We start from the raw sequence: 16,094 nt of genomic DNA, 5'->3' as shown, positions 1-16,094 counted from the left end.
GAGTCGCCGACGTTGCGTCCCGCGGAAGGGTCAGGCGGGGACCGCGGGGCCGACGGGCCAGCGCAGGAGCGCGGACGCGGGGGCACCGCTCGGCAGCGACGCGGCGTTCACGAGCACGAGTTCGGCGTCGGTCAGGACGATCGCCCGCACGAGCGCGCACACCGCCGGCACCTGCCCGAGCACCGTCGCACCGGCCGCCTGCTCGGGGGCGGTGGCGACCCACGGCGCGGCGTCGAGCGCGTACAGCGTCCGGTTGCCGAGGGCACCGGCGTCGAGCGCGACGACCGCGGCCCGCGCCTGCTGCAGCGCGGACACGACGGACCCGAGTCCGCTGACGCTCTCGTTGTCCCCACGACCCTCGTGCGTGCGGAGGAGGTCCTGCACGTCGTGCCGCCGCGATGCCAGGACCCGGGCGAGCGCGAGGTCCACGTGCTGCACGAGCGCCTTCTCGGACGCGTCGTCGGCACGCGGGTCGACGGCGACCTCGGTCACCAGTGCACGGGTCGACGTGGAGAGCTCCCCGCGCAGGAGCTCGCGGGCGCGGACGTCCCCGGCGAGCACGATCAGGCGGGGCGAGGTCGCGCGGACGGTCTCCTCGATCGCAGCGGCGACCTCACCGGCGGTCTGCTTCCAGATCTCCTCGGCGTGCTGGTGCCAGTGCGGCTGCTTCCACCCGGCGCCGGACTTCGCCTTGTGCAGGGTGTCGGTGCGGCCCTGCACGCGCTGTTCGTCCTCGGCGGCGCCGGTGGGCGCGTGCCCGAGCCGGTAGCTGCGGAACCCGCCGCCCTCGCGTCCGACGGTGACGACCAGGAACGGCAGGTCGAACGGCCGGTGCGCGAGCAGGGGCAGCAGGTCGGGGACGGCGCCGGTGCCGATCGACTCCTGTCCGTGCAGGTGCCCGGGCAGGACCTCGCTCAGCACGAGTTCGTCGTCGCGGACGAGCACGTAGCGGGCGACCGGGGCGGGGACACCCGGCTGCTCGACGAGCTCCTCCTCGATGATCTGCGCGGCACGCTCGGAGCACCCCTGCCCGGAGAGCGCGTCGGACACGGTCCGGCGCTGGAGCGCGGCGATGCGCCGGGGGTCCTCGCGGTTGCCGGACGCGTCGACGTACGCCCACGTCCAGGTGCCCGGCGTCTGGAGCGCCTGCGCGACCTCGGGCTGCAGGGCACTGGTCTCCCGGGTGGTCTGGGCCATCAGCGCTCGCCCTCCTCGTCGGTCTCGGTCGTGAAGACGGCATCGGAGCCCTCGTCGACGGCGGACCCGTCGTCCAGCAGGGAACCCTCACCCTCGCCGTCGTAGCCGGAGGCGGTGACCGTCTCGGCGTCGTCGGTGTCGTCGGGGACCGGTTCGGCCTGCCGGAACTCCTCGACGTGCGCGTTGCTGCCGTGCCCCTGGACGATGCTCTGCGCCTCGTGCGCGAGCTGGTCGTCGAGCTCGGGTCCGTGCGTGCTGTTCCCGCGATCGGTCATCGTCTGCCCCTCGTGCGTCAGTGCCGCCGACGACGCTGTCGGGCCGCCTGCGGCTTCGGTGTTCTGCGTGCTGGCCACGGTGCGCGCTCGGCACTGACCGCGTTCGGAGGTCGGAGCGAACACGCAGCCAGCCGTCGCTCCGGAGCCCGGCCACGATCCGGTCACGACCCGCCGTGAAGACTTCGTGAATGCACAGCATCACTCGGTTTCGTGCTTTGCTGGCTCCGACCCCGCTCAACGACGAACCGGAGCCGTGATGACACCCATCCCATCGAGAACCGTCCTGTCGCGACGGAACCTGCTCGGACTCGGACTCGGAACAGCTGCGGCGGGGTTGCTCGCCGGGTGCGCCGTGCCGGGGTCCACGAACGTCAACAAGGCTCCGCTGGTCCCCGCGGCCGCCGGTGGCGAGACGGTCCAGATCACCTACTGGGCGTGGCTGAAGGACCTGCAGAAGGTCTGCGACGTCTGGAACGCGAAGAACCCCCGCATCCAGGTCACCGCGAACTGGATCCCCGGCGGCAACTCGGGCGGGTACCAGAAGATGTACTCCGCGCTCGCGGCCGGCGGCGGTCCGGACATCGGGCAGGTCGAGTTCCGGCAGATCCCGGAGTTCATGCTCGCGAACGGCCTGGTCGACCTCGCCCGGTACGGCGCGAAGGACGTGCAGTCGAAGTACGACGAGGCAGCGTGGTCGCAGGTCGAGTTCGTCGACGGCGTCTACGGCATCCCGCAGGACACCGGCCCGATGGGCTTCTACTACCAGACCGCGATCCTCGAGCAGGCCGGCGGCCAGCCCCCGACGACGTGGGACGAGTGGCGCGACCTGGCCGACAAGGTGCGCGGGACGGGCACCGGGAACTACCTCGAGGTGTTCCCCGTCGCCGACGCCTCGCCCTTCGCCGCGTACGCGCAGCAGGCCGGCGCGCGTTGGTTCCGGACGGACGGCGACGCGTGGGTCGTCGACATGACCGACGACAAGACCATGATGGTCGCCGAGTTCTTCGACGGGGTGATCGACGACGAGCTCGTCGACACCAGCGCCGGGGCGTACTCCCCCGGCTGGTACGCGGCCGCAGCGAGCGGCAAGATCGCCGCCGTCACGAGCGCGAGCTGGGGTGACGCCCTCATCCAGTCCGTGCAGGGCGGCGAGGGCAAGTGGAAGGTCGCGCCGATGCAGACGTGGGGCGACACCGGCTACGGCTCGAGCTCGATCGGCGGTTCGACCGCCGCCGTGCTGGCGAACGCGAAGCACCCGAAGGAGGCGCTCGAGTTCATCACGTGGATGACCACCTCGAAGGAGGGCGTCGACGCGATGATCAAGTACTGCGGCATCGGGTGGTCGCCGGCCAAGGACTACATCGGCGCTGCGCGGCAGCAGCCGTCCGAGTGGTTCTCCGGGCAGGACTACAACGAGGAGGTCTTCGCCCCCTCGGCCAAGGAGCAGAACCTGGAGTGGTCGTGGTCACCCGTGACCCAGTCGGCCTTCACCAGCCTGCAGAACCAGTTCCGCCGCAAGCTCACCGGTGGGCTGAAGCTCACCGACGCCGTCGAGCTCGCCCAGCAGGAGATCGTCCAGTCCTTCAAGGACAAGGGCCTCAGCGTCAGGACCGCACGATGACCGCCACCCAGCCCGGATCCGGCTTCCGCACGAGCACGAAGGCCACGAGCGCCCAGAAGCGCGCCCCGTGGATCCTCCTCGCCCCGTTCCTCGCCCTGTTCGTCCTGACGTTCATCATCCCGATCATCAGTGCGCTCTTCCAGAGCTTCACGACCGTCGACCGCGAGGGCCTGTTCGGCGAGGACGGTGTCACCGGCCGCTTCGCCGGCTTCGACAACTACGTCACCGCCCTGAACGACGCCGGCTTCGTCGGCTCGATCTGGCGCATGCTCCTGTTCGGCATCGTGCAGGTGCCGGTGATGATCGTCCTCTGCACGATCCTCGCGCTGCTGCTCGAGTCGGCGAGCGCCCGCTGGCCCGCCTTCTTCCGCGCGGTCTACTTCATGCCGTACGGCGTCCCCGGCGTCATCGCGACGATCCTGTGGTCGTTCCTCTACGTGCCCGGCCTGTCCCCCATCGTGTCGCTGCTGCAGTCGATGGGGCTGCAGCCGGACTTCCTCGGCGCGAACAGCGTGCTGTGGTCGATCGCGAACATCGTCACGTGGACCTACACGGGCTACAACATGCTCATCATCGTGGCGCAGCTCAAGTCGATCCCGGGCGAGGTCTACGAGGCCGCGAAGATGGACGGCGCGAACGCCTTCCAGGTCGCGTGGCGGATCCAGATCCCGCTCATCGCGCCGGCCCTGGTGCTCACGACGGTCTTCTCGATCATCGGCACGCTGCAGCTCTTCGCCGAGCCGCAGATCCTGTCGACGGTCGCGCCCGCCATCGACACCGAGTACACGCCGAACTACGCCGCGTACACGAACGCCTTCGCGTTCAACGAGTACGGCGTCGCGAGCGCGCAGGCCGTGATCATCGCGCTGGCCGCGTTCATCCTGTCGTTCGCGTTCCTCGCGCTGACGAACCGCGCGCCGAAGAACGAGCGCGACCAGAAGAGGCGGGCCAAGCGCGACGGCCTGGAGGCGCGGCGTGCGCTCCAGACGCGCGGCACGTCCGCCACCGGGTCGCGACCCGCCACCGGCGTCGCGAACCGCAGCACGACCAACGGAGCCGCACCGCGCCTCCAGACCGGCAGCAGCCAGCAGAACGGAACGAAGGGGGCGGAAGCATGACCAGTGAAGCCATCGAGGCGCCGGTGACCAAGCGGGCCGCCGAGCCCGTCGACACCACGTCGATCACGGCGCACCAGCGCCGGAAGCTCGACCGCTCCCCGCGCTCGCAGATCGTCGTGACCGCCATCCTGGTCATCGTCGCGGTCTACTTCCTCGTGCCGCTGTACTGGGTCGTCATCGCGGCGACGAAGACCACCGGTGCCCTGTTCGCGACGAACGGGTTCTGGTTCGGCGGCGAGTTCGCGCTGTTCAGCAACATCCAGCAGGTGTTCTCGTACGACGGCGGCATCTTCGTCCGATGGATCGCGAACAGCATCCTGTACTCGGGCGTCGGCGCGGTCCTCGCGACCTACTTCGCCGCCGCCGGCGGGTACGCGCTCGCGAAGTACGAGTTCCGCGGGCGGCAGCTCGTGTTCGGCACGATCCTCGGCGGCGTGCTCGTGCCGGGGACCGCGACCGCGCTGCCGCTGTTCCTGCTCTTCTCGACGATGGGCCTGACCGACACGTACTGGAGCGTGCTCATCCCGAGCCTGGTCTCGCCGTTCGGGCTGTTCCTGTGCCGGGTGTACGCGGCGGCCTCGGTCGACACGGCACTGCTCGAGCAGGCACGCATCGACGGCGCGGGCGAGCTGCGGATCTTCCACACGATCGTGCTCCGGCAGATGACCCCGGCACTCGTGACCGTGTTCCTGTTCCAGGTCGTCGGCATCTGGAACAACTTCTTCCTGCCGCTCATCATGCTGGCGGACCAGAAGCTCTACCCGATCACACTGGGACTCAACAACTGGCGGGCACAGGTCGATCGTCTGCCAGAGTTCTACCAGCTCACCACCGGCGGCGTGCTCGTCTCGGTGATCCCGCTGGTGATCGCGATCATCGTCCTGCAGCGCTTCTGGCGCGGGGGCCTCACGGAAGGATCGGTCAAGGGTTGACCATCGCTGCTCACTCCCCCTCCACCTCGTCCACGCCCGAGCCCGACGGGCGCGATGCGCTCGCGGCACTCGCCTCGACCGCGCCGGGCTCGGCCACCCGGCTCGCGCCGAGGGCCTGGCTCCACACGGACGCGCCCGCCCTGTCGCTCGACGGGGAGTGGGACTTCCGGTGGTCGCCGGTCGCGGACGTCCCGCTCCCCGGGGTGGAGGCGGAGTGGGGCAGCCTCCCCGTGCCGTCGCACTGGGTCCTGCACGGGCACGGTGCGCCCAGCTACACGAACCTGCAGTACCCGTTCCCGATCGACCCGCCGCACCCGCCGGAGGAGAACCCGACCGGCGACCACCGACGCACGTTCTCGCTCCCCTCGTCCTTCGACGGCGCGGCCCGCGTGCTGCTGCGCTTCGACGGTGTCGAGTCGCACTTCCGGGTGTGGCTGAACGGATCCCTGGTCGGGTGGTCGACCGGCTCGCGGCTCGCCACCGAGTTCGACGTGACCGACCTGCTGCGCCCCGGCACCAACGAACTGCTCGTCCGGGTGCACCAGTGGTCGGCGGCCTCGTACCTCGAGGACCAGGACCAGTGGTGGCTGCCCGGCATCTTCCGGAGCGTCACGCTGCTCGCGCGACCGACCGCGCCGATCGACGACGTGTTCGTCCGCGCCGGCTGGACCTCGACGCTCGGTGAGGCCGCGACCGCGGGCACGGCGGCGTCCGGACGACCCGAGACCGGTACGGGGACGATCACGTTCCCGACGCTCGACGCCGCGTTCCCGGTGCGCTTCCGGGTGCCGGACCTCGGCGTCGACGTCACGTGGGCCTCGGCAGACGAGGTCGCACCGATCGCGCTCGAGGGCGTCGAGCCGTGGAGCGCCGAGGTCCCGAAGCTGTACGACGCGACCGTGTCGACCGGAACCGACGCCGGCGGCCGTGCGGGCGGCGAGACCGTCTCGCTGCGCCTCGGCTTCCGCACGGTGTCGATCGAGGGCGACCGCTTCCTGGTGAACGGCGAGCGCGTCGTGTTCCACGGGGTGAACCGGCACGAGACCCACCCCGTGCGGGGCCGCGTCTTCGACGAGGAGCACGCCCGCGCGGACATGGCGCTCATGAAGCGGAACAACGTCAACGCGATCCGCACCTCGCACTACCCGCCGCACCCGCGTGTGCTCGACCTTGCCGACGAGCTCGGGTTCTGGGTGGTCCTGGAGTGCGACCTCGAGACGCACGGATTCCTGTTCACCGACTGGGTCGGGAACCCCTCGGACGACCCGGCCTGGCGCGACGCCTACCTCGACCGCATCGCGCGGACCGTCGAGCGGGACAAGAACCACGCGTCGATCGTGATGTGGTCGCTCGGCAACGAGTCCGGCACCGGTCGGAACCTGGCGGCGATGTCGCAGTGGGTGCACGACCGCGACGCCGAGCGCCCCGTGCACTACGAGGGCGACTACACCGGCGCCTACACCGACGTGTACTCGCGGATGTACCCGACGCTGCAGGAGACCGAGTCGATCGGCGGCGGCCCGGAGACCCCGCTGCTCGGGTGCGGTCCGGCCGAGGCCGCGCGGCAGCGGTCGAAGCCGTTCCTGCACTGCGAGTACGTCCACGCGATGGGCAACGGGCCCGGGCAGATCCAGGAGTACGAGGACCTGGTCGACCGGTACCCGCGCCTGCACGGCGGGTTCGTGTGGGAGTGGCGGGACCACGGGCTGCTCGCGAAGACCGCGACGGGCGAGGACTACTACGCCTACGGCGGTGACTTCGGCGAGGTCGTGCACGACGGCAACTTCGTGATGGACGGCCTCGTCCTGCCCGACGACACCCCGACGCCCGGCCTGGCGGAGTTCGCAGCCGTCGTCGCCCCGATCCGCTTCTCGGTGTCGGACACCACCGTGCTCGTCGAGAACCGGTACCACTCGGCCTCGACCGCGGGGCTGCGGTTCCGGTGGACGCTGTCGCGGAACGGCGTCGAGGAGGCGAGCGGTCGCTTCACCCCCGGGGTCGTCGCGGCCCGGCGGTCAGCGACCTTCCCGGTGCCCGACGAGGTCCTCGCGGCCGCTGCGGACACCGACTCCCTGGCGCCCGGCGACGAGCTGTGGTTCGACGTGATGGCGGAACTGGCGGGGCCGACGGCGTGGGCGGACACCGGCCACGTCGTCGCACGCACGCAGCGGCTCGTGGCGAGCCGCGCGGCGGACGTGCCACGGGCCTCCCGGCAGGGCTGGGACGGCGACCGTCTCGGCGAGGGGACCTTCACCGCGCGCGGCGACCTGGTGTCCTGGAAGGGGCTCGAGGTGGCTGGGCCGCGCCTGGAGCTGTGGCGTGCGCCGACGGACAACGACAGCCTCGCCTCGCAGGGCGGCTACGAGACGGCCGACCCGGTGCTCACGAAGGGCGTCGGCGACCCGCACGCCCCGGCGTCCGCGGTCCGCTGGCGCGAGCGTGGGCTCGACCGGCTGACGCACCGACTCGTGTCCGTGACCCGGACCGGGCACGGGCTGGAGCAGCGGGTCCGGGTGGCGGCGGCGAACAGCGGGTGGGGCGTCGACGTCACGCACCGCTGGACGCTGACCGACGACGGGCTGCTGCTGCAGACCGACGCGGTGCCGTTCGGGGCGTGGGACGTGACCTGGCCGCGGATCGGCGTGCGGTTCGACCTGCCGGCGTCGGTGCTCGACGGTGATGCCTCGTGGTTCGGGACCGGGCCGGCGGAGTCCTACGCGGACTCGTCGCGCGCAGCTCGGGTCGGGCGGTTCAGCGCACCGGTGCGCTCGCTGACGGTGGACTACTCGATGCCGCAGGAGACCGGGCACCGACCCGCCCTGCGCGCCCTGTCGGTGGGTTCCTTCACGGTGTCGACCGTGGGGGCGCACCGCGCGGGCTTCACGCTCTCGCCGTGGACCGCTCAGGAGCTCGGGCGCGCGATGCACCCGTACGAGCTGCCGACGCCGGAGCACGCGTACCTGTACCTCGACGCGGCGCAGCACGGGCTGGGGTCGCGGGCGTGCGGGCTCGACGTGCTGCCGGAGCACCAGCTGTGGCCGCAGGCGTTCTCGTGGAGCGTGGTGCTGGGGTAGCGAGGGCGGGCGGGGCGGGCGGCGCTCGCGTCGGCCGCCCGCTCGGGTCGAATCACGGAACCGACATCGAACCAGCTCCTGGGCCGGGTTCGATGTCGGTTGCGTGGTTCGGTGGCGAGCGCCCCGCCAGCAGGAGGAGCTGACGGGAGCGGTCGGCTCGGGTTTGCACCAGGGAGTCGATGTCCCTCGCGAGGTCGCGGGACGTCTACGGCTGCGCCCTGGTGGCAGATTCTCGCGGCGCTCGGTCAGTTGCAGGCTCCCGCGGCATTCGACTTCAGACACATCTGCCACCGCCCCCTTGACTCTCCTGGTACATCACGTTTCACTGATCACATGCAGGTGTCTGGTCTTGCCCTCGTGTTCAGCGGCGTCGTCATCGGAGTCGTGGGCGAACTTGCCGCCCGTGGCACGCTCGGCCCCAACGGCGCAGCCGGCATACGCATCAAGTCGGTCATGAAGTCGGACGCGGCATGGCGAGCTGGCCATCGTGCGGCCAGGCTGTGGCTCGATGGCGCAGGGCTCTGCTTCGTGGGCGGTGGCTTGTTGAACGCGTTTGCGACGAGAGCTGTCGCGGACCCCGCCGTCCTCATCGGGATGGCGGCGGGTCTGGCGTTGGTCGTTGCGGGCTCGGTCTTCGCAAGCCGAGCGGCACGCCGCTGCGACGAGTGTTGACCATTCAGGACGACCTCTGCGGCGGCCTCTCGAGACGCCGGACGAGTCCCTTCACCAACTGATACAGGACGACATCATGAAGAGAATCATCGCAACGGTCGCGCTCGGCGCCACCATCGCCGCAGCGGGCTTGTCCACGGCCGCAGCTTCCCAGCCGCGGATGTACACGGACGAGCAGATCGTGCGCGGTCTCATCTTCGGTCAGGGCGAGCTGGCGCACGAGATCGATACCGAGGTGCGCCTGCCCGACAGCTTGACGGCCGTTGACCGGAAGAACTACGAGCGGTTCACCGATCACATCGTCGACGATGTCCTCCACAACACCTCCTACGAGACTGCTGAGGCTCTCGACAAGGTGCAATCGGGCGACCCGTACGAAGTCCTCGACGGTTTCTCCGGTCTCCGAGACGCCTTCTCCTCTTCCCTCCGATCGAATTACCCGGAAGCAATCGAGGCCGGGGCTCGAGATGACTCTGCACGCGTCTGCGGTCCGACAGTCTGCGCCGCGGCACTCGTCCTGGCGATCGCCGTCGGGACCGTGATAGCCGGAGTGAACTTCAACGTCGCTGGAAACGTGAACATCGTAGTCAACCAGAACGGCCTCTGGACCAACAACGGAGTGTGGAACTCGCGCATGACGACAACCTCGACCGAAGGCCTTCCGACTGCGGACCCGTCGAAAGTTGCGGAGCACTATCCTCATCTCCGCGAGACGGAAGTTGCCGCTCGCCTCGCTGCCCTCTTCGCATAAGGGATGCGAGTCCGCCAACTCGCCCCGACCTTCGTGGTCGCCGCCGTCAGCTGCGCCGGATGCATCCTTCTCGGCCTGCTCTCGTTCCTCGGGAACAAAGCGCCGCAGACTGTCAGCGACCCTTCCGGGAACGGCATCGCCACTCGCACCGTTGCGCAGGTCTTCCGCCAGGGCTGGGGCTTCTTCACGAGGGACGCGCGGGAGGACATCGTACGAGTCGCTCACTTGCAAAGGGACCGATGGACCGTCGACGAGGGCAATGTGACGTCCGCGCAAGAGAATGCCTTCGGGTTGTCGAGGCGTTCACGTAACTTCGACCAAGATCTCTCGTACTTGCTGGAGAGTCTGCCGAACAACGCCCCCTGGTCTCCATGCCACAACGTGCGGCAGCCCGCCACTTGCGTCGAAGCAGCTCGAACCTCGCGAGTTCCGGAAGTGTCGATGCACAGCTCATCGAAAGCTCTCTGCGGCGAACTCTTGCTGATCCGACAGCCACCTGTCCCTCTTGCCTTCGCGGATTTCCGCACTCCGCCGCCCGGGTCCATCACAAGGCTGCACGTATGATGCACCGGAAGCTGAGCGACGCCGCAGGAGGGCTCGGCGCGGCGATCCTCCGCTACTGGGCAAGGTCACCCCACGGGTTGCAGCTCACCGTCGCGCGGTCCGTGCTGGCACTCTCGACCGCTCTCGTCCTCGCGGCAAACGACACATCGGTCCTGTTGCACGATCCCTCCACGCCGGGGCTGAGGCCATCGAACTGCACGGGGCTCGCAGCTCTCGGAGCGTTCTGCCTCGATGAGTCGGCTGATGCGGAGGTCGTCCGCTGGCTGCTCGTCCTGCTGTGCGTCCCCACGCTCATCGGCGCTGTACCCGGGCTGGCCGCACCGCTACATGCTTACGCCGCGTTCACTCTTGCGTCCAACACAGTCGGCATCGAAGGCGGCGATTACCTGACCGCGAGCGTCACCGCCGTGCTCGCACTGGTGTGCGTGACTGACTGGCGGCCATTCGGGTGGCCGCCGCGCAGTTCAGCAACTCCAGCCCTTCGTCACGTCCCGAGTCAAATCCTGCTCGTCACGCTCAAGGTGCAGCTGGCGTACGTCTACCTGGAAGCGGCCGTCGTGAAGCAGACACACCCGATATGGGCTGACGGCAGCGCACTCTGGTTCTGGCTACAGCAGCCGAATTTCGGAGCTCGCCCGGAGATCCGCTCCGTTCTCGGGTCCGCGTTCTCCCATGCTCCGCTTCTTCAGTCCGCTACTTGGGGCGTCATTGTGACGGAGTACGTGCTCGCGTTCTCTGTATTGGCCGCGAGACGTCGGAACGTGCGTCTGATGACACTGGCACTGTCCGCCACCATGCATCTCGTCTTCGCTCTGGTGCTGGGGCTCGTCACGTTCGCAATTTCGATGATCGGCGTCGTGCTTCTGGTCACGTGGCGCTCTGCAGACGCAATGCCGTGGTCGCTGTACCGCGCCGTCCGCACGACCCCGCCCCGACCAATTCGTCCTGACAGGCACATCGAGCGTCCCCTCCTGGTCGCCCTTCGTCGAGATCGGGGGACCTCGACACCTCCAGCCGAGGGGTGAAGGGCGGCGGGCAGCTCGTAGCGCGGTTTGCTCGCGCACAACCGAAGGCACCCCGCACCACGGAACTCCGTGGCGCGAGGTTCTTCCGGTTGTGCGGGGTGCGTGGGGCACGCTGCGCGGCCCCCGCCCCGAGCTACTCGCCGGCGGCGAGGGCGCGCAGTGCCTCGGGGTCCGACGCGTCGAGGAACTCCGTCAGGCGCTCGGGCTCGCCCGGCTCCTCGATCGCCGACGCCGCGCGACGCAGGGCGAACAGCGCCCGGAGCACGCCACGGTTCGGCTCGTGCGACCACGGCACCGGCCCGGCACCGCGCCACCCCGCCCTCCGCAGGGCGTCCAGGCCCCGGTGGTACCCGACACGGGCGTAGGCGTAGGACTCCAGGGTCGCACCCCGCTCCCAGGCCTCGTCGGCGAGGAGCGCCCACGCCAGGCTCGAGGACGGGTGCGACAGGACGACGCTCGACACGGGGGCGTCGGCGGCGAGGGCGGCGGTCACCTCGGGCTCCTCCGGCAGCAGGGTCGCGGGGTTCGCGGTCGGGTTCGGCAGCAGGTTCTCCGGCATGCCCCAAGCCTGTCACCTCTTGTCCTCCGGCGGCGTCAGCCCTACGGTGGGTGACACCTCGTCGTCACGCGGGGCCGCCGGGGCGGGAGACCGACCGGCAGCACGGGTGGCGGACACGGGGGTCCCCCGACGGAACGAGCAGCCGTGCAGTCGATCACCGGTACCGCGCAGTCCTCGCGCTGACACCGTGATCGTCGCGCCCCGTCGGGCGCTGCCGCGTCGCTGACCCCTCCGGTCGCCGCGGGTCCGGTGTCGTGCGCCCAGCTCACGATCCGGGAGGCACACCCATGCCCGCAACACCGTCCGTCGTCCTCGACGACCTCACCTTCACCTGGCCCGACGGCTCCGTCGCGCTCGACCACCTCACCACCGGCTTCGGACGTGGCCGCACCGGTCTGGTCGGGAGGAACGGGGCAGGCAAGTCCACGCTCGTCCGGCTCGCCACGGGGCAGCTCCACCCCACGACCGGGTCGATCCGCACCTCCGGCCCGGTGGACCACCTGCCCCAGCGGCTGCACGCCCGCCCCGGAGACACCGTGGCGGACCTGCTCGGCGTCGGGAGGACGGTCGCCGCGCTGCGGGCCGTCCTCGCCGGTGACGCGAGCGAGGAGCGGCTCGACGCGGTCGGCGACGACTGGGACGTCGAGGAACGCGCCGCCGCCGCGCTGGTATCCGTGCCGGGGCTGGACGGCGACGACCTCGACCGCCCCGTGACGACGCTCTCCGGCGGGCAGGCCGTGCTCACCGCCGTGGCGGGCATCCGGATGCGCCGGGCCCCGATCGTGTTCCTCGACGAACCCACGAACAACCTCGACCGCGGCGCCCGGGCGGCGCTCTTCGACCTCGTCGACCGGTGGACGGGGACGCTCGTGCTCGTCAGCCACGACCGTGAGCTCCTCGAACACGTCGACGAGACCGTCGAGCTGCGGTCGGGATCGGCCACGGTGTTCGGCGGGACGTTCAGTGCGTACGAGGAACACCTCGCCGTGCAGCAGGAGGCGGTCGCCCGCGAGGTCCGGGTCGCCGAGCAACGGCACCGCGCAGAGAGACGGCAGCGCATCGAGGCCGAGACGACGATCGCGCGCCGGGCGAGGGCGGGCGAGCAGGCCGGCCGCTCGATGGCGAGGATCCTGGCGAACGAGCAACGGAAGAAGGCGCAGGAGACCGCCGGTCGGCTGCGGGTCGCCCACGGGTCGGCCGAAGCGCAGGCGCGGGCGGCGGTGCAGGAGGCCGAGCTGCGCCTCCGTGACGACGAGTCGCTGCACGTCACGCTGCCCGATCCGCAGGTCCCCGCGTCGAGGCGCATCGCGACCGTCACCGTGCGCGGCCGGTCGGTGGTCGTGCAGGGTCCCGAGCGCATCGCGGTCACCGGCGCGAACGGCGTCGGCAAGACCACGTTGCTCGAACAGCTCGTGGGGGCGCCCGAGGCGCGCGCGCATCCGCTGCCCGAGACCTCAGCGGTTCCGCACGCCGACCGGATCGGGTACCTGCCGCAGCGACGTGACGCGCTCGACGACGGCGCGACGGTGCTCGCGAACCTGCGCCGGGCAGCTCCCCACGTTCCCGACGCCGAGCTCCGCAACCAGCTCGCTCGGCTCCTGGTCCGCGGGGACACCGTCGACCGCCCGGTCGCGTCACTGTCGGGCGGTGAGCGCTTCCGGGTGGCATTGGCGACCCTGGTGCTCGCGGACCCACCGCCGCAGCTGCTGGTGCTCGACGAGCCGACGAACGACCTCGACCTGACGAGCGTCGACCAGCTCGTGGACGCGCTCCGGGCGTTCCGCGGTGCCCTCGTCGTCGTCAGCCACGACGAGCGGTTCCTCGACCGCATGGCGCTGACGACGAGGATCGAGCTCGGGTGACGGGGTCAGCGCTTCCGGGTCGGACGGATCGCGAGCGACTCGATCGTGCCCCGCTCCGGCAGGTCGACCACGGTCCGGACGGCCGCGGCGACGTCCTCCGGCGCCAGGTAGTAGGCGGTGTCGTAGTCCTCGCCGAGCTTCTCGGTCAGCGCCCGCTGCATGTCGGAGTCCGTCCGGCCCGGGTGCACGCTCGACACCCGGATGCCGTTGCCCCGTTCCTCTTCGCGCAGGGCGTCGGCGAAGGCCCGGAGTGCGAACTTCGACGCCGCGTAGACCCCACCGCCCGGGCCGGCGGTGAGCCCGGACCCGCTGTTGATCGGCACGACGATGCCCCGCGCTGCCCGGAGCGCGGGGAGCGCCCGACGCGTGAGCTCGGCGACCGCGAAGACGTTCGTGGCGAACACGGTCTCCCAGACCTCGCGCGGGGTGTCCGCGACGCGGGTGCCCTGCTCGACCCCGGCGCTGTGCACGAGGACGTCGAGCGACGCCGGCAGCTCCGGCACGTCGCCGGCGCCGAGGTCACCGACGAACGGTGCCGCGCTCGGCAGCTCGTCCACGAGCGCGCCGACCGCGTCGGCGGAGCGTCCGCCGACCAGGACGTGGTGGGTGCGTCCGAGCTCGAGCGCGATCGCGCGGCCGATCCCGCGGGTGGCCCCGGTGACGAGGGCGGTCGGACGGTCTGCGGCAGGTGCGGTGTCGGTCATGCGTCCACCATACGGAGGGGGCGTGACGGGCCGGTGCCGTGCCTCCAGGCTGTGAACGACGGGGCCCGCCGGGCGGGCTGTGCAGGACCGGCCGGCCGCCCGCTCAGTCCTTCGTGCGCCCCGCGCTCTCGCGGATCCTGATGCCCTCGAGCACGTCCTTGGCGCGCTGCTCCTCCTGCTTGTCGATCTGCCGGGTGTCGCGCTCGGGGAGCTGGATGTCCTCCTCGGCCCGGATGCCCGCCTGCAGCTCGCGCCCGCGTTCGATCTCCGCGTCGAACTCGGCGCCGAACAGCAGCGCGTTGTTCGTGATCCAGATCCACAGCAGGAACACGATGACGCCACCGAGGGAGCCGTACGTGGCGTTGTAGTTCGAGAAGTTCCCGACGTAGAACCCGAACCCGACGCTCGCCACGATCCAGATGGTGATGGCGACGAGCGAGCCGCCGCTCACCCACCGGAACTTCGGCTGGCGGACGTTCGGCGCCCAGTAGTACAGCACCGCGACGATGACGATCATGATCGCGAGCAGGATCGGCCACTGCACGATGAGCAGCACGGTGGCCGTGACGTCGCCGAGGCCGACGAGGTCGCCGAAGGCCCGGGCGAGCGGCCCGGAGACGAGCACGAGGAGTCCGATCACCAGCATCACGACGGTGAAGACCGTGACGCCGAGCATGGTCGGTCGGAGCTTCCAGATCGGCCGGCCCTCGCGGACGTTGTAGATGCGGTTCATCGCCCGGCCGAACGCCCCGACGAAGCCCGAGGCGGACCACAGCGCGCCGAGCACACCGACGATGAACGTGATCGGCGCCGCGGGCGAGCGCACGAGTCCCTCGACCGGGTCGCGGAGGAGGTCGGCCACCTGTCCACCACCGACGTTCGTGACGACGTCGAGCAGGGTGTCGATCGTGTCCCGCGGGTTCGACACCAGGCCGAGGATCGAGACGATCGCCAGCAGACCCGGGAAGAGTGCGAGCACCGTGTAGTACGTCAGGCTCGCGGCGAGGTCGGTGCACTGGTCGCTGGTGAACTCCCGCAGGGTCTTCTTCAGCGTGTACGTGAACGACGGCTTCGTGAGGTCGGTCGGGCTGTCCGGCTTGCGGGGGTCGTCCGGCTCCGGCTTGTGCTGCATGTCCCGCTCGAGGCTCTTGTCCTTGCGCGCCATGGTCTAGCCCTTCGCCTTCGCGAGGGCCTTCGCCGTCGCCTTCGACCGCTTCGCGGCCTGCTTCCGGTTCGCCGTCGCGCGGCGCTGCACGGCCGCAATCCCCGCGCGCTGCTTGACGCGGTTCTTGTGCACGGGGTCGCGCTCGAGCGACTCCTCGGCCGCCTTGCGACGGGCCTTCCGCCCCTTGCGACCACCGCGCGCCTGGTCGGCGTCGGGCTCGCCACGCGCGCCGAACGGCAGGAGCGCGGTGAACGCCGTCGAGGCGGCCGGCTTGTCGAGGTGGCCGGCGTCGGTCCGTCCGATGCGTGCGCCGAGGACGATCGCCGCGATCCCCGTCGCCGCGGTGATGCCCATCGCGATGAGCGGGGTCGGGTCGCGGTGCCACCGCTGCCTGGCCTTCGCCACCGCGAGCCGCGTGCGGGCGGGGACGTCGGAGCGCCGCCTGATCTCGCTGACGCTGTCGGTCAGGCGCTCGCGCGTGCGCACGTTCGCGAGCTCGAGCTCGGGGATGCTGTCCTTGGCCATGCTTCGTGCCTACCAGTCGGTGCCCGGCACCGCACCGAGGAGCCGCGGTC

At 70.6% G+C, this 16,094-nt stretch carries 15 protein-coding genes; 9 read left to right on the top strand and 6 right to left on the bottom strand.

Annotation, left to right across the window (positions count from 1 at the left end):
• Positions 1–30: 30 nt before the first annotated feature.
• Together C1N91_RS01980 and C1N91_RS01975 are read right to left on the bottom strand one after the other, a co-directional pair.
• Complete coding sequence (locus tag C1N91_RS01980) at positions 31–1,197, bottom strand: baeRF2 domain-containing protein (RefSeq protein ID WP_137766381.1); 1,167 nt, start codon at positions 1,195–1,197, stop codon at positions 31–33.
• Entirely contained in the window at positions 1,197–1,472 is a 276-nt protein-coding gene (locus tag C1N91_RS01975; protein ID WP_137766380.1) for a hypothetical protein, read from the bottom strand. The genes C1N91_RS01980 and C1N91_RS01975 overlap by 1 nt, the downstream gene beginning before the upstream one ends.
• A 256-nt stretch (positions 1,473–1,728) precedes the next feature.
• On the opposite strand from C1N91_RS01975, the gene C1N91_RS01970 reads away from it, so the two are divergent.
• From C1N91_RS01970 to C1N91_RS01935, 8 genes are all read left to right on the top strand, one after another.
• Entirely contained in the window at positions 1,729–3,093 is a 1,365-nt protein-coding gene (locus tag C1N91_RS01970; protein ID WP_137766379.1) for an extracellular solute-binding protein, read from the top strand.
• Entirely contained in the window at positions 3,090–4,211 is a 1,122-nt protein-coding gene (locus C1N91_RS01965) for a carbohydrate ABC transporter permease (RefSeq protein WP_254678301.1), read from the top strand. Before C1N91_RS01970 ends, C1N91_RS01965 begins: the two co-directional genes overlap by 4 nt.
• A 23-nt stretch (positions 4,212–4,234) precedes the next feature.
• Positions 4,235–5,143, top strand: coding sequence for a carbohydrate ABC transporter permease (locus C1N91_RS01960; protein WP_137768609.1), 909 nt, complete (start codon positions 4,235–4,237; stop codon positions 5,141–5,143).
• A gap of 2 nt (positions 5,144–5,145) precedes the next feature.
• Positions 5,146–8,217 (top strand): glycoside hydrolase family 2 TIM barrel-domain containing protein, encoded by a 3,072-nt coding sequence (locus C1N91_RS01955; RefSeq protein ID WP_137768608.1) that lies wholly within the window; start codon positions 5,146–5,148, stop codon positions 8,215–8,217.
• 333 nt (positions 8,218–8,550) lie between these two features.
• Positions 8,551–8,889, top strand: coding sequence for an SdpI family protein (locus tag C1N91_RS17175; protein ID WP_137766378.1), 339 nt, complete (start codon positions 8,551–8,553; stop codon positions 8,887–8,889).
• A 76-nt stretch (positions 8,890–8,965) separates the two neighbouring features.
• A complete protein-coding gene (locus C1N91_RS01945) occupies positions 8,966–9,640 on the top strand; it encodes a hypothetical protein (protein ID WP_137766377.1) in 675 nt (224 codons plus the stop codon).
• Between the two features lie 3 nt (positions 9,641–9,643).
• The gene (locus tag C1N91_RS17170) at positions 9,644–10,204 is read left to right on the top strand and encodes an SdpA family antimicrobial peptide system protein (RefSeq protein WP_137766376.1); all 561 of its coding nucleotides are present in this window, start codon (positions 9,644–9,646) and stop codon (positions 10,202–10,204) included.
• Positions 10,201–11,229: a hypothetical protein gene (locus C1N91_RS01935; RefSeq protein WP_137766375.1), complete on the top strand. Its 1,029-nt coding sequence runs from the start codon at positions 10,201–10,203 to the stop codon at positions 11,227–11,229. The genes C1N91_RS17170 and C1N91_RS01935 overlap by 4 nt, the downstream gene beginning before the upstream one ends.
• Positions 11,230–11,362: 133 nt before the next feature.
• Here the strand turns inward: C1N91_RS01935 and C1N91_RS01930 are convergent, their stop codons facing one another.
• Positions 11,363–11,788, bottom strand: coding sequence for a DUF3151 domain-containing protein (locus C1N91_RS01930; protein WP_137766374.1), 426 nt, complete (start codon positions 11,786–11,788; stop codon positions 11,363–11,365).
• A 287-nt stretch (positions 11,789–12,075) separates the two neighbouring features.
• Between C1N91_RS01930 and C1N91_RS01925 the strand changes: the two genes are divergently transcribed.
• Complete coding sequence (locus tag C1N91_RS01925; protein ID WP_137766373.1) at positions 12,076–13,650, top strand: ABC-F family ATP-binding cassette domain-containing protein; 1,575 nt, start codon at positions 12,076–12,078, stop codon at positions 13,648–13,650.
• 5 nt (positions 13,651–13,655) lie between these two features.
• Here C1N91_RS01925 and C1N91_RS01920 read toward each other — a convergent pair whose 3' ends face one another.
• The 3 genes from C1N91_RS01920 to C1N91_RS01910 form a co-directional block, all read right to left on the bottom strand.
• A complete protein-coding gene (locus C1N91_RS01920) occupies positions 13,656–14,354 on the bottom strand; it encodes an SDR family oxidoreductase (protein ID WP_137766372.1) in 699 nt (232 codons plus the stop codon).
• A 103-nt stretch (positions 14,355–14,457) separates the two neighbouring features.
• The gene (locus C1N91_RS01915; RefSeq protein WP_175415865.1) at positions 14,458–15,519 is read right to left on the bottom strand and encodes a YihY/virulence factor BrkB family protein; all 1,062 of its coding nucleotides are present in this window, start codon (positions 15,517–15,519) and stop codon (positions 14,458–14,460) included.
• Between the two features lie 3 nt (positions 15,520–15,522).
• The gene (locus tag C1N91_RS01910; protein ID WP_137766371.1) at positions 15,523–16,044 is read right to left on the bottom strand and encodes a hypothetical protein; all 522 of its coding nucleotides are present in this window, start codon (positions 16,042–16,044) and stop codon (positions 15,523–15,525) included.
• Between the last annotated feature and the right edge of the window lie 50 nt (positions 16,045–16,094).

The sequence above is a fragment of the Curtobacterium sp. SGAir0471 genome, assembly GCF_005490985.1.
GTDB lineage: Bacteria > Actinomycetota > Actinomycetes > Actinomycetales > Microbacteriaceae > Curtobacterium.
Note: the sequence above shows the minus strand (reverse complement) of the source record. Positions and strands in the feature narration are given on the sequence as shown.